At 70.0% G+C, this 25,457-nt stretch carries 31 protein-coding genes; 17 read left to right on the top strand and 14 right to left on the bottom strand.

All coding sequences use genetic code 11. From position 1 onward, the window contains the following. Window positions 1-181: 181 nt before the first annotated feature. Window positions 182-436 (bottom strand): hypothetical protein, encoded by a 255-nt coding sequence (locus tag ACGFIE_RS17920; RefSeq protein ID WP_393296428.1) that lies wholly within the window; start codon window positions 434-436, stop codon window positions 182-184. On the opposite strand from ACGFIE_RS17920, the gene ACGFIE_RS17915 reads away from it, so the two are divergent. From ACGFIE_RS17915 to ACGFIE_RS17890, 6 genes are all read left to right on the top strand, one after another. Further along, window positions 341-820, top strand: a complete 480-nt coding sequence (locus ACGFIE_RS17915) for a TetR/AcrR family transcriptional regulator (protein WP_393295900.1) — start codon at window positions 341-343, stop codon at window positions 818-820. The two genes, ACGFIE_RS17920 and ACGFIE_RS17915, sit on opposite strands and share 96 nt — an antisense overlap. Next, window positions 721-1,212 carry a DivIVA domain-containing protein gene (locus tag ACGFIE_RS17910; protein ID WP_393296426.1) on the top strand — a complete coding sequence of 164 codons (492 nt, stop codon included), beginning with the start codon at window positions 721-723 and terminating at the stop codon, window positions 1,210-1,212. The genes ACGFIE_RS17915 and ACGFIE_RS17910 overlap by 100 nt, the downstream gene beginning before the upstream one ends. A 122-nt stretch (window positions 1,213-1,334) precedes the next feature. Then, entirely contained in the window at window positions 1,335-1,598 is a 264-nt protein-coding gene (locus tag ACGFIE_RS17905; RefSeq protein ID WP_393295899.1) for a hypothetical protein, read from the top strand. Between the two features lie 2 nt (window positions 1,599-1,600). Beyond that, window positions 1,601-1,861: a hypothetical protein gene (locus tag ACGFIE_RS17900; RefSeq protein WP_393295897.1), complete on the top strand. Its 261-nt coding sequence runs from the start codon at window positions 1,601-1,603 to the stop codon at window positions 1,859-1,861. Beyond that, the gene (locus tag ACGFIE_RS17895) at window positions 1,858-2,523 is read left to right on the top strand and encodes a hypothetical protein (protein ID WP_393295895.1); all 666 of its coding nucleotides are present in this window, start codon (window positions 1,858-1,860) and stop codon (window positions 2,521-2,523) included. The genes ACGFIE_RS17900 and ACGFIE_RS17895 overlap by 4 nt, the downstream gene beginning before the upstream one ends. Beyond that, a complete protein-coding gene (locus ACGFIE_RS17890; RefSeq protein WP_393295893.1) occupies window positions 2,513-2,941 on the top strand; it encodes a hypothetical protein in 429 nt (142 codons plus the stop codon). Before ACGFIE_RS17895 ends, ACGFIE_RS17890 begins: the two co-directional genes overlap by 11 nt. 91 nt (window positions 2,942-3,032) lie before the next feature. Here the strand turns inward: ACGFIE_RS17890 and ACGFIE_RS17885 are convergent, their stop codons facing one another. Together ACGFIE_RS17885 and ACGFIE_RS17880 are read right to left on the bottom strand one after the other, a co-directional pair. Next, window positions 3,033-3,212: a DUF397 domain-containing protein gene (locus ACGFIE_RS17885; protein WP_393295891.1), complete on the bottom strand. Its 180-nt coding sequence runs from the start codon at window positions 3,210-3,212 to the stop codon at window positions 3,033-3,035. After that, a complete protein-coding gene (locus ACGFIE_RS17880) occupies window positions 3,202-4,050 on the bottom strand; it encodes a helix-turn-helix domain-containing protein (protein ID WP_393295889.1) in 849 nt (282 codons plus the stop codon). The genes ACGFIE_RS17885 and ACGFIE_RS17880 overlap by 11 nt, the downstream gene beginning before the upstream one ends. A 337-nt stretch (window positions 4,051-4,387) precedes the next feature. On the opposite strand from ACGFIE_RS17880, the gene ACGFIE_RS17875 reads away from it, so the two are divergent. Then, on the top strand, window positions 4,388-5,530 hold the full coding sequence (locus tag ACGFIE_RS17875) for a helix-turn-helix domain-containing protein (protein ID WP_393295887.1): 1,143 nt from the start codon (window positions 4,388-4,390) through the stop codon (window positions 5,528-5,530). A gap of 99 nt (window positions 5,531-5,629) precedes the next feature. Here the strand turns inward: ACGFIE_RS17875 and ACGFIE_RS17870 are convergent, their stop codons facing one another. The 3 genes from ACGFIE_RS17870 to ACGFIE_RS17860 all read right to left on the bottom strand — a co-directional run bounded on the left by ACGFIE_RS17870 (window position 5,630) and on the right by ACGFIE_RS17860 (window position 8,547). After that, window positions 5,630-6,799 carry a serine hydrolase domain-containing protein gene (locus ACGFIE_RS17870; protein WP_393295885.1) on the bottom strand — a complete coding sequence of 390 codons (1,170 nt, stop codon included), beginning with the start codon at window positions 6,797-6,799 and terminating at the stop codon, window positions 5,630-5,632. Between the two features lie 116 nt (window positions 6,800-6,915). Further along, window positions 6,916-7,440, bottom strand: a complete 525-nt coding sequence (gene pyrE / locus ACGFIE_RS17865) for an orotate phosphoribosyltransferase (protein WP_393295883.1) — start codon at window positions 7,438-7,440, stop codon at window positions 6,916-6,918. Window positions 7,441-7,470: 30 nt separating this feature from the next. Then, window positions 7,471-8,547, bottom strand: a complete 1,077-nt coding sequence (locus ACGFIE_RS17860) for an aldo/keto reductase (protein WP_393295881.1) — start codon at window positions 8,545-8,547, stop codon at window positions 7,471-7,473. A 91-nt stretch (window positions 8,548-8,638) separates the two neighbouring features. Between ACGFIE_RS17860 and ACGFIE_RS17855 the strand changes: the two genes are divergently transcribed. Then, the gene (locus ACGFIE_RS17855; RefSeq protein WP_393295879.1) at window positions 8,639-9,520 is read left to right on the top strand and encodes an AraC family transcriptional regulator N-terminal domain-containing protein; all 882 of its coding nucleotides are present in this window, start codon (window positions 8,639-8,641) and stop codon (window positions 9,518-9,520) included. A gap of 75 nt (window positions 9,521-9,595) precedes the next feature. On the opposite strand, the gene ACGFIE_RS17850 is transcribed toward ACGFIE_RS17855, so the two are convergent. From ACGFIE_RS17850 to ACGFIE_RS17830, 5 genes are all read right to left on the bottom strand, one after another. Next, complete coding sequence (locus tag ACGFIE_RS17850) at window positions 9,596-10,480, bottom strand: hypothetical protein (RefSeq protein WP_393295877.1); 885 nt, start codon at window positions 10,478-10,480, stop codon at window positions 9,596-9,598. A gap of 43 nt (window positions 10,481-10,523) precedes the next feature. Continuing rightward, window positions 10,524-11,243: a hypothetical protein gene (locus ACGFIE_RS17845; RefSeq protein ID WP_393295875.1), complete on the bottom strand. Its 720-nt coding sequence runs from the start codon at window positions 11,241-11,243 to the stop codon at window positions 10,524-10,526. A gap of 92 nt (window positions 11,244-11,335) precedes the next feature. Next, entirely contained in the window at window positions 11,336-14,116 is a 2,781-nt protein-coding gene (locus tag ACGFIE_RS17840; RefSeq protein ID WP_393296389.1) for a BTAD domain-containing putative transcriptional regulator, read from the bottom strand. An 83-nt stretch (window positions 14,117-14,199) separates the two neighbouring features. After that, on the bottom strand, window positions 14,200-14,334 hold the full coding sequence (locus ACGFIE_RS17835) for a hypothetical protein (RefSeq protein ID WP_393295873.1): 135 nt from the start codon (window positions 14,332-14,334) through the stop codon (window positions 14,200-14,202). Further along, on the bottom strand, window positions 14,331-15,290 hold the full coding sequence (locus ACGFIE_RS17830) for an AraC family transcriptional regulator (protein WP_393295871.1): 960 nt from the start codon (window positions 15,288-15,290) through the stop codon (window positions 14,331-14,333). Before ACGFIE_RS17830 ends, ACGFIE_RS17835 begins: the two co-directional genes overlap by 4 nt. Window positions 15,291-15,933: 643 nt before the next feature. Here ACGFIE_RS17830 and ACGFIE_RS17825 point away from each other — a divergent pair. Continuing rightward, window positions 15,934-16,215 carry a PqqD family protein gene (locus tag ACGFIE_RS17825; RefSeq protein ID WP_393295869.1) on the top strand — a complete coding sequence of 94 codons (282 nt, stop codon included), beginning with the start codon at window positions 15,934-15,936 and terminating at the stop codon, window positions 16,213-16,215. A gap of 34 nt (window positions 16,216-16,249) precedes the next feature. Here ACGFIE_RS17825 and ACGFIE_RS17820 read toward each other — a convergent pair whose 3' ends face one another. Next, window positions 16,250-16,678: a lasso peptide biosynthesis protein gene (locus ACGFIE_RS17820; protein ID WP_393295867.1), complete on the bottom strand. Its 429-nt coding sequence runs from the start codon at window positions 16,676-16,678 to the stop codon at window positions 16,250-16,252. Between the two features lie 353 nt (window positions 16,679-17,031). Here ACGFIE_RS17820 and ACGFIE_RS17815 point away from each other — a divergent pair, with 353 nt between their 5' ends. Next, window positions 17,032-18,012 (top strand): AraC family transcriptional regulator, encoded by a 981-nt coding sequence (locus ACGFIE_RS17815; RefSeq protein ID WP_393295865.1) that lies wholly within the window; start codon window positions 17,032-17,034, stop codon window positions 18,010-18,012. Window positions 18,013-18,171: 159 nt separating this feature from the next. Next, entirely contained in the window at window positions 18,172-19,152 is a 981-nt protein-coding gene (locus ACGFIE_RS17810; protein WP_393295863.1) for an AraC family transcriptional regulator, read from the top strand. A gap of 107 nt (window positions 19,153-19,259) precedes the next feature. On the opposite strand, the gene ACGFIE_RS17805 is transcribed toward ACGFIE_RS17810, so the two are convergent. After that, entirely contained in the window at window positions 19,260-19,634 is a 375-nt protein-coding gene (locus tag ACGFIE_RS17805; RefSeq protein WP_393295861.1) for a YciI family protein, read from the bottom strand. Window positions 19,635-19,847: 213 nt separating this feature from the next. On the opposite strand from ACGFIE_RS17805, the gene ACGFIE_RS17800 reads away from it, so the two are divergent. Beyond that, complete coding sequence (locus tag ACGFIE_RS17800; RefSeq protein WP_393295859.1) at window positions 19,848-20,720, top strand: PhzF family phenazine biosynthesis protein; 873 nt, start codon at window positions 19,848-19,850, stop codon at window positions 20,718-20,720. Window positions 20,721-20,771: 51 nt separating this feature from the next. On the opposite strand, the gene ACGFIE_RS17795 is transcribed toward ACGFIE_RS17800, so the two are convergent. After that, window positions 20,772-21,149: a hypothetical protein gene (locus tag ACGFIE_RS17795; RefSeq protein ID WP_393295857.1), complete on the bottom strand. Its 378-nt coding sequence runs from the start codon at window positions 21,147-21,149 to the stop codon at window positions 20,772-20,774. Window positions 21,150-21,731: 582 nt separating this feature from the next. On the opposite strand from ACGFIE_RS17795, the gene ACGFIE_RS17790 reads away from it, so the two are divergent. The 5 genes from ACGFIE_RS17790 to ACGFIE_RS17770 all read left to right on the top strand — a co-directional run bounded on the left by ACGFIE_RS17790 (window position 21,732) and on the right by ACGFIE_RS17770 (window position 25,266). Further along, complete coding sequence (locus ACGFIE_RS17790; protein WP_393295855.1) at window positions 21,732-22,187, top strand: SUKH-3 domain-containing protein; 456 nt, start codon at window positions 21,732-21,734, stop codon at window positions 22,185-22,187. Window positions 22,188-22,242: 55 nt separating this feature from the next. Beyond that, the gene (locus tag ACGFIE_RS17785; RefSeq protein WP_393295853.1) at window positions 22,243-22,587 is read left to right on the top strand and encodes a hypothetical protein; all 345 of its coding nucleotides are present in this window, start codon (window positions 22,243-22,245) and stop codon (window positions 22,585-22,587) included. A gap of 258 nt (window positions 22,588-22,845) precedes the next feature. Further along, complete coding sequence (locus ACGFIE_RS17780) at window positions 22,846-23,163, top strand: hypothetical protein (protein ID WP_393295851.1); 318 nt, start codon at window positions 22,846-22,848, stop codon at window positions 23,161-23,163. An 87-nt stretch (window positions 23,164-23,250) separates the two neighbouring features. Beyond that, complete coding sequence (gene pip, locus ACGFIE_RS17775; RefSeq protein WP_393295849.1) at window positions 23,251-24,228, top strand: prolyl aminopeptidase; 978 nt, start codon at window positions 23,251-23,253, stop codon at window positions 24,226-24,228. A gap of 636 nt (window positions 24,229-24,864) precedes the next feature. Then, complete coding sequence (locus ACGFIE_RS17770) at window positions 24,865-25,266, top strand: hypothetical protein (RefSeq protein ID WP_393295847.1); 402 nt, start codon at window positions 24,865-24,867, stop codon at window positions 25,264-25,266. Window positions 25,267-25,457 lie beyond the last annotated feature (191 nt).

The following is a 25,457-nucleotide window of genomic DNA, read 5'->3' as shown; positions in this document are numbered from 1 at the left end:
CAAGAGACGACAGCTTTGACGGAAATCAACGTATGGGCGTCAGCTGGGAGGTCGCTACCGTCGATGCCTGTCCCGAACAATGCGCGCCTGTACGGGCTGCTCACGGATTGTTCGGAATGCTCCGGAACATATTCAACTGCTGCGAGGGCGGTCCCGAACTCAGCGGTCGGTGCTCGCGCTGTCAGGAGAACGTGCGCCCTGCCCAGGTGCGGAAGTCGGTGAGGAGCAGGCCGAGTGCCTGGGCGATCTCCGGGCGGGCGGGGCTGCCGTTCTCGTTGATCCGCTCGACCTCGTTGACCATGGCCGAGAGCAGGCCGCGCTCGACCGCCTCCTGCAGGGCGTGAAGGCCGCCACCGAGGCGACCGCCCGTGACGGCGCGTACGCGTCGCTGGAGGAGATCGCCCGATCCGCCGGGGTGGGCTCGGCAACCCTGCATCGGCACTTCCCCTCCCGGTGGTCCCTGCTCCAGGCCGTCTTCCAGACCTGCGTCCGAAACCTCGCCGGCCGCGCCGAGGACCTGCTGGCCGAGCCGGACGCTCTCACCGCCCTCACCACCTGGCTGCGGGAGGTCACCGTGTACGCCACGACGACCCGCGGCCTGGCGGGAATCCAGCCACCCGGGCGACGAACCGCGCCGTCGCGGTGGACGTGCATCCAGGGTCGACCGGTTGACTCGCTCGTCATGCTGGAACCGGAACCTGCGCCACTCGAGGAGGACCCGTGCGCAAGCCAGTCAGGACCGCCGCCGTCCTCGTCGGGCTCGGCGTCGGCACCGCGGTCGGCCCGTCCCTCGGGCCTGCCGCCGTCTGGTCCGGCGTGACGGTCGCCGCGCTCGGAGCCGCGCTCTTCCTGATCGGCGGCACGGAGGCCCGCCTCGTCGAGGACGGCCTGGTCGACCGCGGCGAGGTGGCTGACGACGCGGCGACCGGCCCGCAACGACGACGGGGCAACCGGGAGACGCCAACCCTCAGCGGCCTGGGTACCCGGGTGGAGCAGATCCTCGACCTCGCCGAGGAGCAGGCCGACGACCACCGCGAGGTCGCGCGGCTCGAGGCGGAGGGCATCGTGACCGCTGCGCGACGGGAGGCGGAGGCGCTGCTGAACCGGGCGCACGAACAGGCAGCCGGGATCACCGGCGTCCGCTGGGAGCCCAATCCGATACCGCCCACCCGAGCGTCGGCGGCTGACGACGATCCGGGCCGTCACGCCTGACGGAAGCGGATACGTCCCGAAGACGGGCTACGGAGAGGGATTCACGTTGGGTAGTGTCTGCGTCGCTACTGCACGTGCAGCACGCCGGCATCCCTCGCCGCGCAGTCGATCGGAAGGACGGCATGGCCAGCATCGAGCAAGTCAAAGCCGCGCTTGTCCAAGCAGCCGAGCAGAGCAACACGACGACAAGCCAGATCCGGGCCACCATCGAGGGCACCGAGCAGGTGCTTGCCCGCCTGCGCGCGGTCGCCGCCGGCACCGGGCACCCTGCCCTCTCCGAAGCCATCGCCCGAGCCGAGCAGAGCAAGCAGCGCCTGATCGAGGCAGCCACCACTCTTCAGGGCAGCACCGCAGCAGCCCGGCAGTACATCAACATCCTTGGCTGACCGTGAGTATCGGCGAGGTCAAGGCAGCCCTCGGAGAAGCGAGCCAACTGCTCGACCAGGGCAGAACAACTGTCGAAGGTATCGGCGACTCCTTGAACGAGGCGGCTGGGTTCATGCTCGCCACGCTGCATGACAGTCGACGAGACGAGGCCGAGAAGGCCCGCAAGGCCATCGCCGAGGCGGTACGCGAGGTGAAGTTGGCCCTCCGCGCCATCACCGCCGCACAGGAGAGTGGTAACGAGTTCGGGAAGGCGCTGGGGTGAGCAGCCTGCTTGCCCAGGTGGTGGCCCAGCTCAGATCCACGATCGACCGACTGGACGCACTCGCGGTTCAGGCGAACCGTGCCGCGACGGATGTCGCCGAGGCCAACGCCCGGTACGCCGGTGTCGGCAGGGGCACCGACCATCCGAAGTTGCGGGCGGCGATGAGCCAGAGCCGCACCGGCGCGGACAAGGTCCACCGAATCGCCCGGTTGAGCAGCGACGCCGCCCGCAACGTCGCCGAGTTTCTGAACGTCATCGCCCCCGGTTCGGCACCGCAATCGGCGGCAGCCGCCTCCGGGCCACCGTCTGGCGAGGACCTCCTGGCGGACAGCGACCGCCGTGATCTCGCTCGCGCCAAGGCGCGGGGTTGGGTCAACCGCTCTCTCCGGAAGGCTGATGATCTCCAGGAGCACGCAGCCAACGCCACCGACATGACTCAAAAGTTGATCAAAGTTTTCAACAACCCCAAAGGTCCTTCGGGGACACAATCAACGGGCACCGGCACCCCCACGATCCCGGGCTCGGCACCTCGGGCAAGGATCGATGGTGCCGAGGCCGCAGGAAATCTCGTGGTAGTTGGCTTGCTGGCAGGTGTGGCGGCAAGCCGGTTGGCAACGACGACCGGCAAATTGATTGCGAGGTTCTGGAGACGTGGACGTTAGTGCACTGAGCAACCTGATTCGGGCGTTGGCCCGCGCTGACTGGGACACCGCCGATGCCTTGGTAGGCGAGATCGGCGGGAGCGGCTGGGTCGGCGGCCTTCAGGTCATTGGGGCTGCGTTCGCCCTCGCCGTCCACCGGCGCTTCGACGCAGACGCTACGCCGACCGAGGTGGCCGCCTGGGTCTCGGCGACCCGTGCGCAGTACGAGGAAGGAGACACCCTGCCAGCCCTCGAGATGGAGGGCCTCATCCGCGCCGCCCTCGGCGAGGAGGAACTGGCCGACAACATTCCCGCCGAGACCGTGGTCGCGGCTGAAGTTTTCGTTCTCGGACAGCTACTCCTTGAGGCGAAGATGTCGCCGGCCGAGCTTGACGACTTCGTGGACGACGCGGAGCAAGTCGCAGCCGAGTACCTGTAGGCAGCCGGCATCGCTAACGCCGAGCACCGCTTCCACGAGAATGTGCGGGGCAGGGGATCAACCGCTGCCCCGCCCCGCAAGCCTCAGCACGTCAGTGAGACACCTTGATGTTGTCGATGAACATGCCCCAGGCGGCTGGCTCGAAGCTCAGCATGCCGGCGTCGGGGGCCTTGGAGTCGCGCACGTCCACCTGAGCGCCGCGATCCCGCACCTCGACGCACTGACCGTTGTTGCCGGACCGGCTCGATTTGCGCCAGGCGTTACGTGGCATCCTCGCTCAACTCCTTGATGAACCTGATCGACTCGGCCGGTGACCGCGCCAGTGTCTTCAGATTGTCGTACGCCGCCGACAGCCGCGCCAGGTCGCGGCTCGACTCCAGGAACAGCTCTCCGGCCAGAGTCTCGATGTAGCCCAACGGCGGATCGTCCGGCTCGAAGTCGAGCAGGACGAAGCCGCTGCTGATGGCCAAATGCGCACCAGCCTCGAAGCGCAGCACCTGGATCGTGACGTTCGGCAGCCGGCTCAGCGTGACCAGATGATCGAGTTGCTCACGCAGCACAGCCGGACCGCCGACCTCGGTCCGCACCGACGCCTCGGAGAGGATGGCGTGCATCCGCAGCGGTGTCGGCTTGCGGTGCAGCACCTCCTGCCGCGTCATCCGAGCGGCGACCCGCTCCTTGACGCCTCCGGGGTCGGTCTCCCGGCCGATGAGGTTGACCTCGCGGGCGTACGCCTCGGTCTGGAGTAGACCCGGCACCAGCATCGGCTCGAAGTTCTTCAGCTCGACGGCCTCGGTCTCGTACGCGATGTAGGTGGCGTACTTGCCGCCGAGGCGCTGCCACCAGCCCTCTTCGCGCAGGCCACGCGCCTGCTCCAACACCGACGTGCCGGGCTCCTCGTCAATCTTGACGCCGTAGGCGACCAACAACTCCATGACGTCGCCGACGCGAGGCTTGATCTCGCCGGACTCGATCCGACTGATCCGCGACGGCGAGCAGCGGACGACCCCCGCCGCGCCGTCGCCGGTCAGTCCCTTTGCTTCACGCAGCTTGCGCAGCTCCCGGCCGAGCCTGCGGGAGCGCGGTGTTGCAGGAGTGAATCGAGGCATGCACATATCGTGCCCCACCATCACTCGGTTGTCTCGCCTTAACCTGATGCGTGTCAATGTTGATCACATCGGAAAGCTTGCTTTGCATCACTTGATGCGCAACCCTGATTACTGCACGCAACGAGCAGATTTCACAGGGTGCGTGGTCGGTGCAGGGTCACACGTTGCGTGACCCACGCCAGGAGGCGAGGTGATGCGTGATTTCCGGAGTGGCGGCGATGGTGTTCGGAGGGCTGGTGCCGGGGTTTCTGCTCGGGCTGCTGGCGTTTCGGGTGAAGGCGAGGTGGTGCCCCCACTGCGGCCAGCACACCCAGCCGCTACCCGAGGGGCGCGGCAGGTGACCGGGCCAGCGTTGGAGCGCGACGAGCCCGTCGGAAGGCGGGTGGCCCGGTGGCGGGCGCGCCGTCGGATGACCCAGCAGATGCTCGCCGACCGGCTCGGCAAGTCGAAGAGCTGGGTCGACAAGGTCGAACGCGGCGTACGCGGCCTCGACCGCTACTCCGTCGTGCAGGAGATCGCCGCAGTGCTACGCGTCGACCCGGCCGTCCTCCTCGCCCCCGGCAAGCCACCACCGACGGCCACCATCGGCCTGGACGGCATCGACGCGGTCCGCGCCGCCCTGGCGCACTACCACCACCGGCCCACCCGCACCCCGCCTGCCGGTGAGGTCCAACGCCACGTCGCGCACGCCTGGCTCAGCTACCAACACGCCCACTACGCCCCACTGCTCAGGGCGCTACCCGCGCTGCTCGACGCCGCTCACACCACACCAACCCTGCTGTTGCCCACGTACCGGATCACCGCCTGCATACTCATCAAACTCGGCGAGCCCGACCTCGCCTGGCTGGCCGCCGACCGGGCTGTCACCGCCGCCACCGGCGACCCCGTCCGCGCCGGCGCCGCCACCATCAGCGTCGCCCAGGCGCTACGCGCACTCGGCCGCGATCGACTCGCCCACACCGCGGCCCTCGCTGCCACCGGCACCGCGGCCCACCCTGGGGTACGCGGAACACTGCTCCTCCAGGCCGCCATGGCTGCGGCCGCCTGTGCCGAGCGCCGCCGCGTCGAGGACCTGCTCGACCACGCCACCGCCCTGGCTGACCGCAGCACCGGGGACGACGACGCCCACCACACCGCGTTCGGCCCGAGCGCCGTGCTGCTCGCCCGCTTCCTCACCGCACTGCACCTCGGCGACACCGACCACGCCGTGCACCAGCACGAGCAGGCCGTCCGCGGCGACGACTGGCCTCGACTGCCCGCAGAACATCGAGCCGCCCACCTCATCGACGCTGCCCGCGCCTACCTCGATCTCGGCGACCTCTCTGCGGCCGGACGCTCCCTCGCCGACGCCGACGCCATCGCGCCCGCCGAAGTCCGCTGCCGCCCTGCCGCCCGTACCCTCATCGCCGAGATCGCTCACAGCGGCTCCGCAGCCACCCACGTGGCGCGATTGGCCACGCTCGTCGGGCTCACCCGATGAGGCCGGATCTGCTCGGCGGCCTGCTCCGGGCAGCGCGCCGCGCCCCGCGAACCGGCGAGATCCGGTCCGTGGGGCGCGGGAGGAGTAGCCTGTTCCCCCTCAGCGGTCGGTGGCGCACAGCGCCGTTTCGACGCCTTCGTTCACGTCGGCGAGCATCTGCTCACCGGTCGGCAGGGCGGTCACCGCGACGACGGCGCTGCGGCCGTCCCTGGTGACGAGGTTGCGGGTCTCGAAGCCCTGGATGTCGCCGCCGTGGCCCCAGGCGTCGCCGCCGCAGGGCAGCTCGTGCCGGGCGATGCCCAGCCCGTACGCGTACTCGCCGGTCGGCTCGAAGCCGGGCGCGGGCACGGTCGTCATCATGGCCGTCTGCTGCGCGGGCTTGAGCAGCTTGCCGCCGACGAGCGCCTCGAAGAAGGTCCGCAGCTCGTCCGGGGTCGACACCAGTTGGCCGGCGGCCCAGCCCAGGGACGGGTCCATCTCGGTGACGTCCACCCACTCCGCGCCCGGGGCCACCGCGACATAGCCGCGCGGGTGCGTGCCCCGGAGGCGCTGCTCGCCGACGCCCGGCCAGTACGTGTCGCGCAGACCGAGCGGCCGGATGACGCGGTTGGTGATCTCCTCGCCGATGGGTCGTTCGGTGACCTGCTCGACGATGAGACCGGCGAGGACGTAGTTGGTGTTGCTGTACTCCCACTTCGCACCGGCCTTGAAATGCGGGGCGTTCGTGAGCGCGGCGTCGACCAGCCGGCGCGGCTGGTAGTACGAGTGACTCTTGTCGACGAGGTCCTGCTGCTTGGTGAACAGCACGTCGTCGTAGTCGGGCAGGCCGCTCGTCTGCTGCAACAGTTGGCGTACGGTGATCGTGCGGCCGTCGTTGCCGTTGCCCCGCACGACGCCGGGCAGGTAGTGCTCGACCGTGGCGTCCAGGTCGATGCGCCCCTCCCCCACCAATTGCAGGACGACCACTGCGGTGAAGGTCTTGGTGTTGCTGCCGATGCGGACCTGGCCGTCGCGGGGAACGGGGCCGGCTGTGTAGTCGCGGACCCGCCCGTCGGCCCCTCGGACGGAGGCGAGCGCGCCGGGGAAGCCGTCCTCGCTGACCAGCCGGTCCAGGTGCCGCTGCACGGTGTCCCGTCCGCCGGCGGGCCGACTGGACTCGGCGGCGGCGAACGCCTGTGGGCCGGTCAGGACGGCGACGGCGGCCAACGCCCCGGCGGCGATCCGCATGGTCCGACGACGGCGGGTGGAGGGAGGGGCTTGCAGGGGCATGACGACTCCTCGGTAGCGGAACGCTTGATGCCACCAATGGTTCAAGAATTCCGATACCGGGACGATCCCTCCTGCTGCCCTCCTCGGGTACAGCCTGCGCTACCCCGCCGCAGTCATCAGGTCCGTGCGGAGGCTTCCAGTTCGCGACGGTTGAGGGCGGCCCGCAACAGCAGCCCCTCGGCGGCCAGGTTCTCCCGCCCGCCCTGCTCACGGTCGATCGCGCACACCACCGTTTCGAGCACCGCCCCGCCGGCGCGCAGGAGCCGGCACGACGCCAGCAGCGCACCGCCGGTCGTGACCACGTCCTCGATCACCACGACGCGCCGGCCGTTCACCGGGCCGCCCTCGGCCGCCTTGCCGGTGCCGTACTCCTTGGCCTGCTTGCGCACGAAGACGGTGGGCAGCCCGGTCAGCTGCGACATGACTGTGGCGATCGGGATGCCGCCCATCTCCATGCCCGCCAGCACGTCGCACTCCGGCAGCAGGGCGACCATCGCCTCGGCCACGTCACGCAACAGACCGGGCTGCCCCTCGAACAGATACTTGTCGAAGTACTCGGGGCTCACCTGCCCGGACCGCAGTCGGAACGACCCGGTCAGGTGGCAGGCTTCGTACACACGACGCGCGAGCGGGGACGGCACACTCTCAGCCTCGCATCCCTAGCGACGCGATCAGTACCTGACCCCGTCGGCGAGGAAGGGCGACTCGGGGCTCGGGCGGTCGTCCACAGTCGTACCCGGGAAGGCGAGGCTCGGCGCGAGAAGACGGTTGTTGTCGGCCGGGAAGTTGAGCGCCGGCGCCGACACCTCGTCGAGTCGCGCGGTCTGCTCCGGTGACAACCGCACGTCCACGGCGGCCAGGTTGGCCTTGAGTTGGTCGAGGCGCCGGGCCCCGATCAGCACCGAGGACACTCCCGGTCGGGCGCCGACCCAGGCCAGCGCCGCTGCCGCCGGTGTCACCTCGGCGTCGGCAGCGACCTCGTGCAGCACGTCGATCACCTGCCAGTCGCGCTCCGCCGGGCCGCCGACCAGGGCGGCACGCGTCGTGTCCACGTTGCTGTTGCCACGGACGAACTTGCCGGAGAGCCAGCCGCTCTTCAGCGGACTCCACGGGAGTACGCCGAGGCCGTGCTCGGCCGCCATCGGGATCAACTCCCCCTCGACCGTGCGTTCGAGCAACGAGTATTCGAGCTGCATGGCGATTGCCGGCGTCCAACCGCGGAAGTGCGCGACGACCTGCGCCTCGGCGGCCTTCCAGGCGGGCAGGTCCGACAGACCGACGTAGCGGATCTTGCCGGCCGTGGCGAGGTCGTCGAGCGCACGCAACGTCTCTTCGACGGGTACGCCCCGGTCCCAGTTGTGCAGCCAGTAGATGTCCAGGTAGTCGGTGCGCAGCCGGCGCAGCGACTCCTCGGCCTGGGCGACAACTGCCTTGCGGCCGGCGCCACCGCCGTTCGGGTCGCCGGGGAACAGGTTGCCGAAGAACTTCGAGCCGAGGACGATCCGGTCCCGCAGGCCGGGCCGGGCGGCCAGGTAGTCACCGATGATCTTCTCGGAGTGGCCGTTGGTGTAGATGTTGGCGGTGTCGATGGAGTTGCCGCCACGTTCCAGGTACTCGGTGATCATCGCTTCGGACTCGGCGACCGGGGCGCCCCAGCCGTGGTCCTCGCCGAAGGTCATCGCACCCAGGGTGTACGGGCTGATGCGCAGGCCGGAGCGTCCCAGCGTGACGAAATTGTTGAGTGGCATGCGCCCAGTGCACACCCGCCGACCCCGCATCGAGTAGATCGATGCTGCCATCGCGTTGCCTGATCCTGCCAAAGTCGGCAGGATGGGTTCCATGAGCGCGCTGCCCGAGATCCGCGACCTGGTGCTGCGACACGCCGGTCGGCCCACACCGGCAGGCCTCGTCCTGCACCGCAGCGACGCCCCCACCGAGCCCATGCCGGGCCAGTCCGCACCGATCTTCGCGGTTGTCGCACAGGGTGCGAAACACGCCGTACTGGGCGACCGCGTCTTCTCGTACGGCGCCGGGCAGTTCGTCGTCGCGTCCCTGGAGCTGCCGGTGATCGCCCACGTCAGCGAGGCCAGCCCCGCCGAGCCGTACCTGGTGCTGGGCCTCGCGCTGCGTCCGCCGCTGATCGCGGACCTGCTGTTGGATGCGCCGCCGGGACGCGGCGAGCCGGCGGCGGGCATCGCGGTCAGCACCGCGAGCGACGATCTGCTCGACGCGGTGGTACGCCTGCTGCGCCTGCTCGACCGCCCCGACGACCAGCGCGTGCTCTGGGCCGGCGTGGAACGCGAACTCGTCTGGCGGCTGCTGTCCAGCGAGCAGGGCGGCACGGTCCGGCAGATCGGGGTGGCCGACGGCAACGTCGTGCAGATCGAGCGGGCGATCCGCTGGATCCGTGAGCACCACGCGGACCTGTTCCGCGTCGAGGACGTGGCGCGCGTCGCCGGGATGAGCGTGACCTCGCTGCACCGTCACTTCCGGGCGGCCACGACGATGACACCGATCCAGTTCCAGAAGGTGATCCGACTCCAGGAGGCGCGAGCGCGGCTGCTGGCCGAGCCCGGCGACGTGGCGGCCGTCGGATTCGCGGTCGGCTACGAGAGCGCCTCGCAGTTCAGCCGCGAGTACCGACGACTGTTCGGATTGCCGCCGGGCCAGGACGCGGCCCGCCTCTCCCGACTCGATCCAGCACGGCTCGCCGACGTGTGACGATGCCGAAGACAGGGAGACCCGCTCCGCGTCGACCCGGTCGGTCGACGCGGAGCGGGATCGTCGGCCTACCAGCTAGAACCCGCCCCACTGGTAGGACTTACATCTCCAGGTCTTCCCGTTGTTGTACGAGACGCAGAACACGACGACCTTCCCGAGGATGGGGACCTCGAAGCTGACGATGTGCGTCCACTTTTTCACGTAGGGAACGCCCGACTTCTCGGCGATGTCGTTCAGTGCCCACCCAGGGTCCGGTCCCGCCACTGTCGCCACCCGACGCAGCGAGTCGACCTCCTTGCCGTCGAGGAGCATCTCGATCTCCTCCGCCGAGGGCTCGGCGTCGCCGGCCAACGTCTCCACCGCGTACGGCCCTTCGACGGCGACGCCGTTGGCCTCCGCGAAGGCCGCCTTCATCCCGCCTAGCGTGGTGTCGCCGGCGAGGTCGAGGGTGAGGATCTGGTCGCCGCGACGCGACAGGACGCATTCCCAGAAGGACTTGCCCGAGCCCATGCACATGGTCAGGCACCACTCCCTGCCTTCCGGCGTGGACGAGGCGAAGAGCAGGGAGGACGTCGCGGTCCCACTGTCACCCCTGCCGTCGTACACGCCGTCGGCGAGGTCGGTCATGGTCGTGTCGAGGATGTCCCGGCCACCGGACATCGCGCCCAGGACCTTGACGCCGTCGACCTCTTTGCCGGCGACGAGCGCGCCGAGCTGGTCGACTGTGAGGTTCCGCCCTCCGGTGTCGACGGCCAGCACCGTGTCCAGCTCGCCGACGGGCCGGCCGGTCAGGTCCTCGAACTGTTGGAGCATGATCCCCGGGGCGCCGGGCTGGTCGGTGACCGTCGTCCGGGCCTCATCCTCGGCGGCCTGGGCCGGCGCGTACGAAGCAGTCAGCCCGACGATCAGTGCCGCGGTGACGATGGTGACGCGCCTGGTGATGTCCCGCAGAGCTGTCATGTTGTCCTCATCTCGGCAATCGGTGTCGGCGGGGTCGGACGGGCTACCAGCGACACGTGATCACGTCGCCCACATCGTTCGGCGACCCCCAGTCGCAGCGGTCGTCGATCCACTCACCGATGTCGGTGATCGTGTCCACGATCCAGGCGAACACCGACTTGATCGCGCCCCAGAGGCTGAAGTAGACGACAGTCGTCTCCGGCAGGCCGCCGGCCTCGTCGATGATGTCCTTCGCCGACATGGCGGCATCCGGCTTGTCGATGGTCTTCAGCACGCGTACGCCTGTGGTGTCCTTGCCGGCCAGCAGCGCCTCGACCTGCTCCGGGGTCCGCTCCTTGCCGTCGTCGACAGCCACGATCGCGCGGTCGATCAGCACGTCGCCACTGCCGGTGACGGCCTGGGCGATGGCGGCGATCTCGGCCAACGTGAGCTCGTTGCCGAGCGCGGGACCGGTGAACCGCCGGACCGAGACCGCGCCGGACGGGTCGATCCAGATCTCGTCGGCCACGATCCTGTCGTCCGCCCCGAACGGATCCCAGGCGTACGTCCACTGCCCGGCGACGCAGCGGAACCGGCCGTGCTCCCGACCTTCGGGTTCGGTCTCGGTGCGGACGATCCCGCCGCGCTCGTCGACGTACTGCACCACACAGTCGGTGCCCCTGGTCGGCGGCTTGTCGGTCCGGGCCACGGCCGCGGAGGAGGTGGCGAGCACCAACCCGCCGACCACCCCGACCACCGCGAGGTTGCGTGCCAAACGACTCATCGAACACTCCGTTCCTAGCTGAGGAAACTGGTGCCCGAAGAGTGCCGGCCCGCGCTGAAACGGCCCGGAAAGCGTGCGGAAAGCGCGGAGCGTCAGGACAGCCGGGTGACGTCGAGCTGTTCGAGGTCGGCGCGGAGCGAGTCGGCGTCGGCGTCGCCTAGGTCGTCGAGGATGCTCAGGGCGCGGCGCCACGCGGTACGGGCGGCGCCCACGTCGGCGAGGGCCCGGTGGCTGCCGCCCAGATTGACGTACGTGCTCGCCACCGCGTACCGGTCGTGGACCTGCGCGAAGAGTTCGAGGGCGTGCTCGTAGCAGGTGATCGCCCGCCGGTCGTCGCCGAGCTGGTGATGGGCGTGGCCGAGGCTGTCCCACGTGTCGGCCTGTCCCTGCACGTCGTCCACCTCCTGCAACATCCGCAGGGCCTCGCCGCACGCCGCGAGGGCACGGTGGTGGTCGCCGAGCAGCCCTTCCTGCCAACCGACCGCATTCAGGGTGTACCCCTGCCCGGCCCGGTTCCCAGCCTGCCGGAACAGCGTCAGTGCCCGCTTGGAGTGACCGAGCGCCTGGTGGTGCTGCCCCTGCCGCTCGGCGAGCTGACCGAGGTTGAGGCAGGTGTGTGCCCGCCCGGCGTCGTCGCCGACGTCAGTGAACAGGTCCAGCGCCCGCCGCAGGTGGTCGTCCGCCTCGTCGTAGCGCCGGAGCCGGGAGCAGGCGAGACCGAGGCTGCGGTGGGCGTGGCCCTGCCCGGCCCGATCTCCGATGCGCGACGCGGCGGCGAGAGCGATCCGCTGTGTGCCGAGCCAGTCCTGCCAGTGCCCCTGCCGGTGCAGGAAGCCGGCCATGGCCCAGGCGAGCCGCCAGGCGTGCCCCTCGAACCCGGACCGCGCCGCGAGCGGCACGGCGGCGAGCAGAACGGGAACCTCAGCGGTGAACCACGCCGTCGCGGCCGACTTGTTCCTGGGATTTTCCGGCGTCACGTCGGCCCGGGGCGGCGGGAGGCTGATGTCGCTGAAGTGCGGGTGCAGTGCGAGGTCCGCGGCGTGTGCGGCGCGCAGGCAGTGGTCGAGAAACCGGTGTACGGCTTCCTGTCGGTCGGCCGGGAACTCCGCCTCGTCGGCCAGGCCGGAGGCGTACGCGCGCAGCAGGTCGTGGAACGCGTACCGCCCGTAGGTGTGCTCGGTGAGGAGGTTCGCCCGGGTCAACTCGGTGAGCAGGGGACCGATCGCCGCCGGGGTGACGCCGGCGAGGCTGGCCACGGCCGGGGCGGCGGCGTCCGGGCCGGGATGCAGGCTCAGCAGCCGGAACAGCCGGACCGCCGGTGGGCTGAGCGTGCGGCACGACCAGGAGAACACCGCCCGGACGTCGGTGGCCTCGTCGCCTCCGTGGAAGGCGTTCAGGTCACCGAGCTCACCGGCGACCGCGGCCAACGAGAAGCGCCTGTTGGTGGCGGCTCGGGCCGCGACGATGGCCAGCGCGAGGGGCAGCCGCGCGCAGCGGTCGGCGATGTCGTCGGCTGCGGCGGGTTCGGCGGCGACCTGGTGCGCCCCGAGCCGGCGGACCAGCATGTCGCGGGCTTCGTCGGGGCTGAGCAGGTCGAGGATCACCGGTTGGGCGCTCTCGGTGACGACAAGCGGGGTGAGCTGGTCCCGGCTGGTGATGATCGCGAGGCAGTCGGGTGAGCCGGGCAGCAGCGGTCGGACCTGCTCGGCGTCGCGGGCGTTGTCCAACACCACAAGCAGACGCTTGCCGGCCACCGCCGTGCGGTACAGGCTGACCATCAGGTCCGGTTCGCTGGGCATCCGCGCCGCCGAGACGCCGAGCGCCTCCAGGAATCCGCGCAGCGCTCGCGTCGGTTCGGTAGGTGCGGCCGCCGGGTCGAAGCCGCGCAGGTTGACGTAGAGCTGGCCGTCGGCGAAGCGTCCGGCCGCGCGGTGCGCCCAGTGCACCGCGAGGGCGGTCTTGCCGACGCCCGCGGTGCCGGACACCACGACGGCGCCGCCCCGGTCGACGAGCGCGTCCAGGGCGGCGAGTTCCGCGTCGCGCCCGGTGAACGTGGGTACGGGGGGAGGCAACTGCGCCGCCACCGCCACCACCCGTGCCGTCGCCACCGGGGCGGGCGCGGCGATGGCGGTGTCCTGGCGCAGGATGGCGCGCTCCAGATCCCGCAGCCGCGGGCTGGGGTCGATGCCGAGGTTGTCCCGCAGGGCATCGCGCAACCGCCGGTACGTGGTGACCGCCTCGCCCTGTCGGCCGTCCCGGTACAGGGCGAGCATCAGCTGCGCGTGCAGGTGCTCGTCGAAGGGATGCTGCCGGACGAGACGCTCCAACCCGGGGACCAGCCGCGCGTGCTCGCCTACCGACAGCCGGGCCTCGGCGAGCGCCCGTTCGGCCTCCAACCGCAGGCGTGCCAGGTGCTCGGCCTGCTCCTCGAGCCAGGCCGACCCGGCCACGTCGGCCAGCGGCGGTCCGCGCCACAGTGCCACCGCCTCGGTCAGGTGGGTCACCTGCTCGGTCCGATCCGTGGCGCGGCGGGCCAGTTCCAGGAGGTGCTCGGCGACCTGGACGTCCGTGGACTCCGGCCCGGTGTTGAGCAGATAACCGGGCCGACGCGCCACGATAGATCCGGGCTCGCCGAGCACCCCGCGCAGGTAGGAGACGTGGCGCTGGAGCGTGTTCTCCGCGGTGGCCGGCAGGCGCTCGCCCCAGACCACGTCGATGAGCCGGTCGACGCTCACAACCCGACCCGCGTGCAGCGCCAACGTCGCCAGTACCGCCTTGCGACGCAGCCCGTTCACCGCCTGCGGGCCGTCGGCGGCGACCACCTCCACCGGGCCGAGCAGCCGGACGCGTACACCCGCGCCAGCCATCGACATCACCGGATCAGGCTAGTTCCGCAGCTCGCGGGCTCGACCTGTTCGTCGCGCAATGGACACGACGCCGGATCCGTCAGGTGTCGTCAGCCGGCGTACTTGCCGTTGCGGGTGTCGCCGGACGTACCCCTGGCGCCGCGGGCCGGCAGGGCAGGGCCGCGCAGGCGTACCGCCACTCGTGCAGGCGATGTCCGCCACCCGCGTGCGACGTCGTTCGTCATCGACCCTGCTCGCTCGGCGCCGTCACTCCCGTCCCGCGCAGGGTGTCGTAGGGGTGGCAGCCGTACGCCTCGCGATACGCCTGCGCGAACCGCCCGGGATGGGTCCAGCCCCAGCGGCGGGCCGTCTCCGCCACCGTCTGGCCCGGTTTGGCGTGTTGCAGGTCCCAGTGCGCCTGGCGTAACCGGACGGCACGCAGGAACGCCATCGGCGTCTGCCCGTGGTAGCGCTGGAACGCGGCCTGTAACGCGCGCTGGCTGACCTCACAGGCTTCGGCGATCCGGCCCACGGTCAACGGTGCCGCCGCGTGTGCCTCGATGAACTCGGCGGCCCGACGCACGATCGCCCGGCCGACGCCCGCCTGGCCGGGCAGATAGTTGATGGTCATGGTGGTGTTCGGGAACACCGCGACGGCGGTTGTCGCCACCATCTCCACGAGGCCGGCCCGGGCCAGCGGACTGGCCACCACCGCGCTGATGGCGAGTTGTCGCCTGGCGAACGCCGTCACCGACTGCCAGAGCAGGGCCATCGCCGGGGAGAGCGGCGCCATCGTGGTGAACTGGAAGTTCGCGGCGGGCAGGCCGGTTCGGAGGGAGGCGGCCGCCGCGACCCGTTGCATCGGCAGCCGGACGACGACCGATGCCAGGTCGTCGACGAGATGAATCGCCTCCACCTCCGGGTATCGACCGGTCGTACCGGGCCCGAGGCGCAGTTCCTCGCCGTCGGTGCGGACGGCGTACCGGCCGTGCGTCACGCTCACCGTGGCGAAGTCGGGATAGGGCAACGACTCGGTGCGGTTGCGCATGGTGTACCGGGTCTCACCGATCTCCAGGTCGTCTGCGCGCAGTGTGACCCGCCGGTAGCGGAACCGGGCGGGTGGACCGGAGATCCGGACGCGGTGTTCTCCGAAACGCTGTGCGATCAGGTGGTGTGCACGTTCTGGGTCATCGGTCTCCACAATGTCTCGGGTAACAGGCTCCTGCCCGTCTGGGTCCCCCGTCCACGGCATAGGCCGTCACCTCCGTCGGGCGGTCAGTCCGGCCCGATCTGATTGAACGTGTCACACAGTGGTTCGCAACGGCCTGGCGACGACTTCCGGGACATCGGCGGCGGCATCCACCGCTGGTGCGACACGCCGAGTCGACGACCCGAGCCGGTTCCCGTACCGGGCTGGCCGATTCGCGAATGACGGCTCGCGGAACGGTTTTCTGCCAGGTAACAATCAAAGTCGTCCAGTTGCGTGCCTCGGCAGCGCCGAGACGGTCCACGGGGTGAGTGGACTGGTTGTGACGTTGTGGTTACGCGTTTCCGTCCCCGAAACTGTCGGGTTCACGACTATTCGGCAGACGCAGTGGAGTCCGTCCACCGCACCTAGCCTCTGCCTGACCGAGCCACTCATCCTGGCCCGGCCCAGTCGGCCGGCCGATCGGGGTTACGCGACGATGCGACCCCGGTCGGCCGGTCTTGCACCCGCCGGAACGACGGGCGCGAGCAACCCGTCGACCACGCTCGGGGAGGAGACCCATGGGGCGCTTCGAGGCGGCGGTGTCCACGGTCACCGCCGGGACGCCGCAGCAATGACCCACTGTGGAGGTGCCGAAGTGAACGCCGACACGGCGACCGTGTACCGGGTCCGGGGTAACCGGGTCGCCTGGCGTGCGGCCGGCGACGAGACCGTGCTGCTCGACATCCGGCAGTCCGTCTACCTGGCCCTGGACCGATCGGCCGCGATGCTGTGGCCGCACCTGATGGCCGGAGCCACCGCAACCGAGCTGGCCAAGGTGCTTGCCGAACAGGGGCCGGTCGAGCTGGAGCGGGCCGTCGCCGACGTGCACGCGTTCCTCGCCGAGCTGGAGGCCATCGACCTCATCGAACGCCTGTGACGGCCGCGGGGGCGTGCCTGTCCCGCCGGCCTGATCAGCGCAGCCAGGCCTGCGGGACCGGGCGCCGCAGGATCTCCGCCAACCCGTGCCGGTGCGGGTCCGGGTCGCCGTCGAGCCAGGCGTGGGCGTGGAAGCCGGCGGCTGGGTCGCTGACCCCGATGACCACGGTCCGGGCCACCCCTCGTTCGGCGAACCAGCGCTGCCGCACGAGCGCGCTCTCCAGACAGTTGCCGCCGCTGCGGCGGAGTGCTCCGCGGACCAGCGTGTCGGTGCCGCCGGCCGGGGGCGCGGCGAGGCGCACCGCGCCCAGTCCACCCCTGGCGAGTTGGCGACGCACTCGCCGACAGGCAAGCATCGTCCACGCCACCAGGGCCAGACTCCGCAGCCCGTACCCACGGATCAGCCGGGCCATGGCGCCCGGACGGGCGGTCAGCACGCCTCCTTGCCGGGACGAGCGTGGCATCGGACCTACCTTTCCGGGGCGGCGGGGCACGGTGGGCGCGTGAACGCGCCTCTTCGAACTACCACGCATCTTCTGCACGATGGCTCTTCGCTGACCCCGGCCGGCGCAATCTGACCCGCCGGCTGCGGCTTGTGGACAGAGCGCGTCCATCGCCGTCGTCACCGCCTGCCTGGCCGAGGCCCCCGGCCCGCCGCGACCACCTGCTGACCATGCGGCACCTGCGGCCGCGTCGGCAGAGCCCCACCTTCGTTGAAAACACGGCGCTGCTCTCATGTCTCGTCCACTCGGCGCGTCGCACACCGTCGAGCGGACGCGGCTGACGGTCGCCGCCCGCTCGCGACGAGGGAGGACCGATGGAACAGAACGCCGAGACAGCGGACCCCACCACTCGGCACCAGTTCACGACCCACGAGGTCACGCAGGCGAACGACGTGATCGGTCAGAGATGCGCGGGACTCGAGCTTCGGCCGCGGCGCCTCGACGCGCCATTCACGTATCGGGAAGACCTGATCGACGTCGGACGGATCCTGGCAACCCGGGTGCATTGCAGCATGGAATTCGAGATGCATCTCGAGCCACTTCGTGACCTGATGCTCGTCGCGATGGTGCGTGGGCGGGCGGAAGTGCGGGATGGCCGGGAGGAGGCGCGGACAGGTCCCGGCGGGGTGGTCCTGCAGCGGACGGGCCGCCCGCTCGTCAACTTCGGCTGGCATCTCGACCTCTACAGCATCAGTCTGGACCCGCGCACGGTGACCGAGGCGGCCGTCGAGCGGACGGGCATCGACCCGGCCGACTTCCGATTCGAGGCGATGACGCCGATGACGAGCGAGCTGGGCCAGTTCTGGTACGACACCGCAACTCATCTCTATGGTCTCCTGAGCGGCCCGCCGGAGCCACTACGAAGCCCGCTGGTGATCCGGTCCGCCATCGACCTGGCCGCGTCGGCCGCGCTCGCCACCTTCCCCAACTCCGCGATGACGTTCTCCCACCCCGACGCCAGCCCGGTACCCGTCGGCCCGGTCCGCCGCGCCGTGTCGTTCATCGAGACGCACGCCGCCGAAGCGCTCACCACCACCCAGATCGCCGACGCCGCCCGCGTCACACCCCGCGCCCTCCAGGCGGCGTTCCGCCGCCACCTGAACACCACACCGACGGCGTACCTACGACGAACCCGGATCGACCGCGCTCACCAGGACCTCCTCGCCGCCGACCCCACCCGAGGCGACACCGTGGCCGCCACCGCCCACCGCTGGGGCTACCTGCACGCGGACCGGTTCGCCGCCGACTACCGGGCCACGTACGGCCGATCCCCCAGCGACACCCTGCACTCCTGATCCGGCCGGCGCGAGGTGCCGGCAGGCGACGCGGTTGCCGGAGACCGCATCGGCCGAGGCTCGGCTTCGTTGAGAACAGGGCAGCGTTCTCACGTTTCATCCGCCTGGCCCGCCCGAGCGCCCGCGGACGCTGCCCCGCTTGGTGACGAAGGAGGCAGGATGCAGGGCGTCGAGACGGTAGATCTGGCCATCCTGCACAGGTACACCACCTCCGAGATCTCGCAGGCCAACGATGGGATACGCCAGGCGTGCGCGGGGCTTCAGCTACGCATGCGGGGCGTGGCCGGGCGGTTCACCTACCGGGAGGAGTCGGTCGGCTTCGGGCCGATCCTGCTGAACAGGATGCAGTACGGCGCGAACGTCGAAATCCATCTCGAACCCCTGAGTGACCTGATGCTCATCGCGCTGGTGAGCGGTCAGGTCGAGACACGCGATGGCCGGCAGGAAGCGCGGACAGGTCCCGGCGAGGTGGTCCTGCAGCGGCCCAACCGCCCGATCATCAACATCTGCCAGCAGTTCGATCTCTACAGCATCAACCTGGACCCGCGCATCGTGACCGAGGCGGCGACCGAGCGGACTGGGATCGACCCGGCCGACTTCCGATTCGAGGCGATGACGCCGGTCACCAGCGAGCTCGGGCGGTACTGGTACAACACCGCCACGCACCTCTACCGCCTCTTCACCGGCCCGCCGGAGCCACTACGAAGCCCGCTGGTGGTCCGAGCCGCCATCGACCTGGCGACCTCGGCCGCGCTCGCGGCCTTCCCGAACTCCGCGATGACGATGTCCCACCGGCCCGGTGCCGGCCCAGTGCCCGCCGGCCCGGTCCGCCGCGCCGTGTCGTTCATCGAGACGCACGCCGCCGAAGCGCTCACCACCATCCAGATCGCCGACGCCGCCCGCGTCACACCCCGCGCCCTCCAGGCGGCGTTCCGCCGCCACCTGAACACCACGCCGACGGCGTACCTGCGACGAACCCGGATCGACCGCGCTCACCAGGACCTCCTCGCCGCCGACCCCACCCGAGGCGACACCGTGGCCGCCGCCGCCCACCGCTGGGGCTACCTGCACGCGGGCCGGTTCGCCGCTGACTACCGGGCGGCGCACGGCAGGTCCCCCAGCGACACCCTGCACTCCTGACCCGTACCTCCCCGGCCGCAGGACCGCCCGGGGGGCGGGCTTCGGTCAGCACGATCCTCGGGTCACGCCTCGCGCCCTGTCCCCGGTCGGTGCGGAGACCCGCGCCGTCATCCGCGACCGGCGGCCTCGCGCAGCAGCGCGTCCGTCTCGGGGTCGGGCATGAGCTCCCGCACCTCCTGGGAGCAGCGGCAAGCACCGGCGATCTTGGCAGCCCACACCTGCGCCTCCTCGCGGGTGGCCACGTCGACGACCGCGAACCCTCCGACGACCTCCCTGGTCTCCGGGTAGGGGCCGTCGGTGATCGTCCCGTCCGTGGCCACGACGGTCGCCCGCTGCCTCTCCAGTCCGGCGCCGAACACCCACACGCCAGCGTGCACGGCCTCCTCGGTCACCGCGTGCGCGGCCTTGCCCACATCGGGCCAGTCCTCGGCGGGGATGTGGTCCATGGCGCCGTCGTCGAACGAGATCAGGTACCGCGGCATTCCCAGACTCCTTCGTTCCGGCGGCCTCCGCCGACCGCCTCCTGCCTGTACTACGAACGGCTCACCCCGGATTCGACGCTACGCCAGAGGAAATCTCCAGGACGGCGGCAATCCAGCGGTCACCGCCCCGGCGCCGCGGCGGCGCCGGCAGGCCGGAGGCGGTACGCGAAATGGGCGCGCAGGTCATGGCGACGCTGTGGCAAGGTGCTCCTCGTGGCACGGGTCGTCGCTCGGCACCTGATCGCGGTGGATGCCTGCACCCGCGATGGGCGAGGCGGCAGCCCCACCGCGGTCGTGATCGACGACTCCATCCGCACCGACGACGAGCGGCGCGCTGTCGCCGCGACGGCCCGCACCTCCCACACCGCATTCGTCGACAGCAGCGCCGCCCCGCCCCGCGTACGGTTCTTCACCACCGAGGGCGAACTCCGCAACTGCGGACACGGCACCATCGCCGCGCAGGCCGTCCTGCTGCACCGCGCCGGCGGCAGTCAGCACCACGGTCACCAGCGCACCGGCAACCGAACCCTCGCCGTGACCGCCACCCGCCGCCACGACAGCATCGAAGTCTGGTTCGAACAGGGCGTCATCGCGCTGCGGGACCACGCCGAACCGGCCCGCGGCGCCATCCTCGCGGCCCTCGGTCTGGCACCGGACGACATCGTCGCCGACGACCTGCGGGTCGCCTCGCCCGGCACGCCCCGGCTTCTCCTACGTGTCCGGGATCGCCGGACCCTGTCGGCAATGCGGCCGGACTTCGCCCGGCTGGCAGCCGAGTGCCGCCGGCTCGGCTATCTCGGCTGCTTCACTTACGCGCTCTCACCAACCGCAGGACCAGCCACCGCCCGCATGTTCGCCCCCGCGATCGGCGTCGACGAGGACACCGTCAACGCCAACAGCGCCGGTTGCCTCGCCGCCCACCTCCTCGACACGTCCCGCACCGGCCAGATCGAGGTGCACCAGGGCGACGCCCTCGGCCGCCCGTCCTCCGTCTTCGCCACCGCGACACACACCGAAGACGGCATCGTGACCAGGATCGGCGGCCTGGCCGCCCACTTCCAGGTCTTGCTGCTGCACCTCGGCTGAGGCCGCCTCGGCTCGGCGGGCTGTCTCTGCATCCCGGGTGGTTTCACGCCATCAGTCGAGGCAACGGACATGGACGACGATGTGCTGTGGCTGACCACCCGTGTCGCGATGCAGGACCTCAAGCCCCACCCGGTGCCGGTCCGTGGAGACGGGATCGCCCTTCTCGCCGGCCAGGCAGCTCGGGTACGTACCCTCGTGGTGCAGTGTCCCGTCAACGTCCTGCCAGCCTTCGGCGATCACCGAGTAGATCGTGTCGCCGTCGCGAGGGCGGTGAGCGGTCCCGTCTTCCTCGAACGCGACGGACCTGGTCTGCTCGTTCGACCAGGTGACCACCCCGACGACCAGCTCCGGCCTGGCGGTGTGCGGATCGTCGGCAAGCTTGGCCGCCCCGAAGCCGCCCACCAGACCTGCCGCAACAAGGGCCAGCACAATGGCAATTGTTGTGAGGCGACGGTGTGGCACGTGAACGTCAGCCCGTCGTAGCACGTCAGCAAATGCCACTAGCATGCCTGCAAGGTACGCGATCGACACCCACCGGGATGCCCAGCGGATCGGGGACCAATTCACACTCTGGCGAGAAGGGTGGAGGCGCGGTCGAATGAGGTCGAGGCTACGCAAGCTGCACGTCGACGGTCGGACGTTCACCTGGAAGGCCGACATCCGCGACGCGCTCGAACGCGATGGTTGTCCTCGTCGCTGCATCCGAATCCGCGTATGGGGAGCGGGAAAGAACGGCCGTGCCCTACAGGCCGACCTGACTGAGTGGCCTTACCCGCCGACGCCCTGGGACGAGAGGTACGCATACCCGACGGCTGAGGACGTCCGTGAACTTGCCCGGTACGCCCTGAGCGTTGGCTGGACGCCCGAAGCAGTCGGCGGCACGTTCCGAATCACGTCGAGCGCGAAGGTAGGGCTGCCCGGGCTTGCCGTCACGGATCTTCTGTCGAGTGCGGAGCGTCCCCACTAGCTCCGCTACATGCCCTGCAGGCTGCCGCCGACCAAGGAGGTGCTGTGATACGGGGAGACGACCGCGTACTGCCGGACCATGTGGCACAGGCACTCAAGATCGCCGGTTGGTCACCGCGCCGCAGAGTGGACGTCGACGAGTGGGAGTCGGCGCTCACCCCCGAGGGCTTTGCCATGCACACCCCCGCCCGTACCTTCCTGACCGAGTTCGGCGGCCTGGTCGTGCCGGTGAGCGGTCCCGGCCGCGACTCCGCCCGACTCGGCGTCCGGCTCGACCCACTGCTGTGCCTCGGCCAGAAGGTGTGGTTCGACAGCCTCTCCGGGCCGACGGCCGGTCAGCTCTACCCGCTCGGTGAGGAGCACGACGGGCACGCGAGCCTGGCCATCGATGCCGACGCCACAATCCACCTGCTCTTCGACAACCAGATCAGGAGGATCGGCCCCGGCCTGACCGGCCTGGCCCGACTGCTCGAAGGCGACAAGGCCCCGGCCGGGCAGTGACGAGCCGACACCGCCCAGGTTGGGAGTATCGATGTCCGGCTGTACCGTTCCGCTGGTGGAACGGCTAACGGACCGGCGCCGTGACCTTGCCGGATGGTTGGTGACGCCGCTGTTCACCCTCGTGGCAGCTCCTGTACTGGCCGGCATCGTGGGATTGTTGGGAAACCTCGGCGACCACAATGGCCCGCCAGCGGTGTGCGAGAAGGCCGTGGCCGACAACATGTGCGAGGAGACCACCCTCGGGTTGATCGGCGCGCATGTGGCGATCTCGAGCGCCATGTGGTTGCTGCTCTGGATCATCCCGTGGTGGCGAGGTCTCCGCCCCGTGCGCGTTCTGCTCGCCGTCGCCGCGACCGTCGTTCTTGTACTCCTGCCGGTGCGGATGTTCGACTGGTCCTGACCCGAAACCTGTCGCTGAGCGCCCCTGGCTGGACCGCTGACGAACGACGCAGGTTCGAGGCCCACGCGAGTCGGCCGAGCCTCTTCAGCGGTCGGAGCAGGTCCCGCATTTTGGCCCGCCTCCGGGTCATAGCGGCCGATCGGTAGTACCGCCGTCGGCAGGCTGACGAGTGGCGTGATCCGGTCGAGATCAAGCAGTCCCGCCGACGCAGGTCATCCACCTGGTTGCCGCCCAGATCCCCCGGGTAGAGGCAGATGTATGGACCCCCGAGACGTGTTCCAGATCCTGTTGGGCGTCGGCGGTGTGGTCTTTGCCAGCTACGGTGTCCGTCTCCTGCTGACTGGCCGCATGTCGCCCTTTGCCCGGAGAAGGTGGAGGCGGCCAGTCGATGCGGGGATGTGGTTCCTCTGCGGTGGGCTCTTCTTCTTGTTACTTGCAGTGGGGTACCTCGGACGGCTCATCGGCGCGTTCGGACCCGCGACAGCGTTGACGCTCGTGGCCCTGGCGCTCGGGTTCCTCACACTCGGTCTCGTCAGGTACCGGCCCCGTGACGGTGGAGATGGCGACCGCGCGTAACCATCAACAACCACACCGTCCGGACGGACCGCCTCCACCGTCACAACACGGGTGCGCGGCAACGATCTCGATGGTTGGATCGCAGGCGTGACCCGCCTGTATCCCGAGATCGAACCCTTCGCACACGGCATGCTCGACGTCGGAGACGGCCACCTCGTCTACTGGGAGAGCTGCGGCAACCCACTCGGAAAACCAGCCCTGGTGTTGCACGGTGGCCCCGGCTCCGGAGCCGGCGCCTCCTGGCGGCGGTTCTTCGACCCGGCCGTCTATCGGGTGGTCCTGTTCGATCAGCGGGGATGCGGACGCAGCACACCGGACGCGGGCGACGTGCGAACAGATCTTTCGACAAACACCATGCCGCATCTTCTGGCCGATATCGAGAAGCTGCGCACGCACCTGGACATCGACCGGTGGTTACTGCTCGGCGGATCGTGGGGCAGCGCCCTCGGCCTCGGCTACGCCGAGCGGCACCCGGACCGGGTCACCGAGATCGTGCTGTTCAGCGTCGTCACCAGCACACCGGCAGAGCACAGGTGGCTCACCCGCGACCTCGGACGGGTCTTCCCCGAACAATGGGAGAGGTTCCGGGACGCGGTGCCGGCGGCCGAACGCGACGGCAATCTGCCCGCCGCGTACGCCCGATTGCTGGCCGATCCTGACGAGGGCGTACGGGACCGGGCCGCACGCAACTGGTGTGCCTGGGAGGACACACTCGTCTCGAACCTGCCCGGAAGTCGACCCGACCCTCGATACGAGGACCCGGCGTTCCGGATGACCTTCGCGCGTCTCGTCACCCACTACTGGGCGCACGACGGCTGGTTCGCCGACGGCGAGTTGATGGCCGGCGTACATCGGCTCGCCGGCATTCGCGGTGTTCTCGTACACGGCCGGCTCGACCTCGGCAGCCCGGTCGACATCCCCTGGCAGCTGTCCAAGGTGTGGCCCGAGGCACGGCTGGAGCTGATCGACGAGGCTGGCCACGGCTCCGGGCGGGGCGTCGGCGACGTCGTCATCGACGTCTTGGACCGCTTCGGGGCCTCCTACCTCGACCGGCAGGATCAATAGGCGGTTTTCCTGGCGCCCAAGCGGCGGCACGGGGTCAGCAGAAGGGACCCGCAGCTGGTCAGGTGCCTGCGGCCGGATGAGGCTTACCGGCTGAGGAAATCACGAACGTCGGCCGCCAGCCTGGTCATCTCCTCGCCGGCCTGCCCCGCTGCACGTTCACGCCGGGCGATACTCGTGGCCCTTGCCGGCGATCGGGCTCAACCGGCCCGGACTGGGCCTTCTGGCCCTGGCTTCTCCTGAGTTGCGCGCTGCCGTCGCCGCAGCAGCACGGCTGGCACCAGATAGCCCACACTGACGACGGCCCACAGTGCGGCAAATGCCCAATGCCACGGCGCGCGGTCTCCGACGGCCACAACCACCCACCCGACCGCCAGGAGAAGCCAGACGCCTCCCCTGATGAAACCCTGCTTCGGTGTCATTGTTGTCTGCCACCACGCGTTCTTGGTTGGCTTCATGTAGGAGATTTTCGCACTCATCACCCGGGCCACACAGCCGGAGCGGCATGAAGACCCCAACTTTTGAACCACTGTGGACCGCGGACGGGACTGAGATACTTCCGCCCTTGCTCAAGGCCACGGCTGGCCGGTCAGGAACTCCGGGTCTCGTCGCACAACCGATTCAGGAAGCAATGCCCCCGTGTCTGGCCCAACCCTCGCGCCGGCCGCTGCGCCGACTCTGGCCCGGCTGCTCACCTGCGGCGCGCTTCTGACTTCGGCTCTCGCCGCCGCCTGGCTGACGAGCGAGTACCCCTGGATGTGGTTCATCGCATGGTTCCCGTCAGTACTGGTAGCGATCCCTCTCGGGATCAAGCAGGCGAGAGCGTTCCGGGTCACGTGTTGGGTTGTCGTGGGGTTACTACTCGTCCTGGCCGTGCTTGGCCTGCTCTTCGGGCTCTTCGTTCACCTGCCCGCCGCCGTGATTCTGGCGTTGGCTACGGCGGTTGATCCGCAGAAGGCACCGAGGCGGACCAAGGCGGCGGCAAGGCTCGGCCCGCTTGTCGCCGCCGTTGCCAGCGTGGCATGGGCCTTGGCGTTTTAAGTCGCCAGCAGGCCGGGGCCGGGCCGGCACCGCCCGCTATGCGGGCTGCCTTGACGCACGTCCAGGTGGGCGAGCTGACGGCGGCAGAGCCGTGCGCCTCCTGGGTACGGTGCAAGGGCCCAGCGCAAACCGGAGGTGCAGCTGTCGCCGTCGCACTGCACACGGCCCGCAGGAACGGCGAACCGCGGAGC

The sequence above is a fragment of the Micromonospora sp. NPDC049275 genome (assembly GCF_043197115.1).
In the GTDB taxonomy this organism is placed as follows: Bacteria; Actinomycetota; Actinomycetes; order Mycobacteriales; family Micromonosporaceae; genus Micromonospora.
This window is presented reverse-complemented; position numbering and strand designations above follow the sequence as displayed.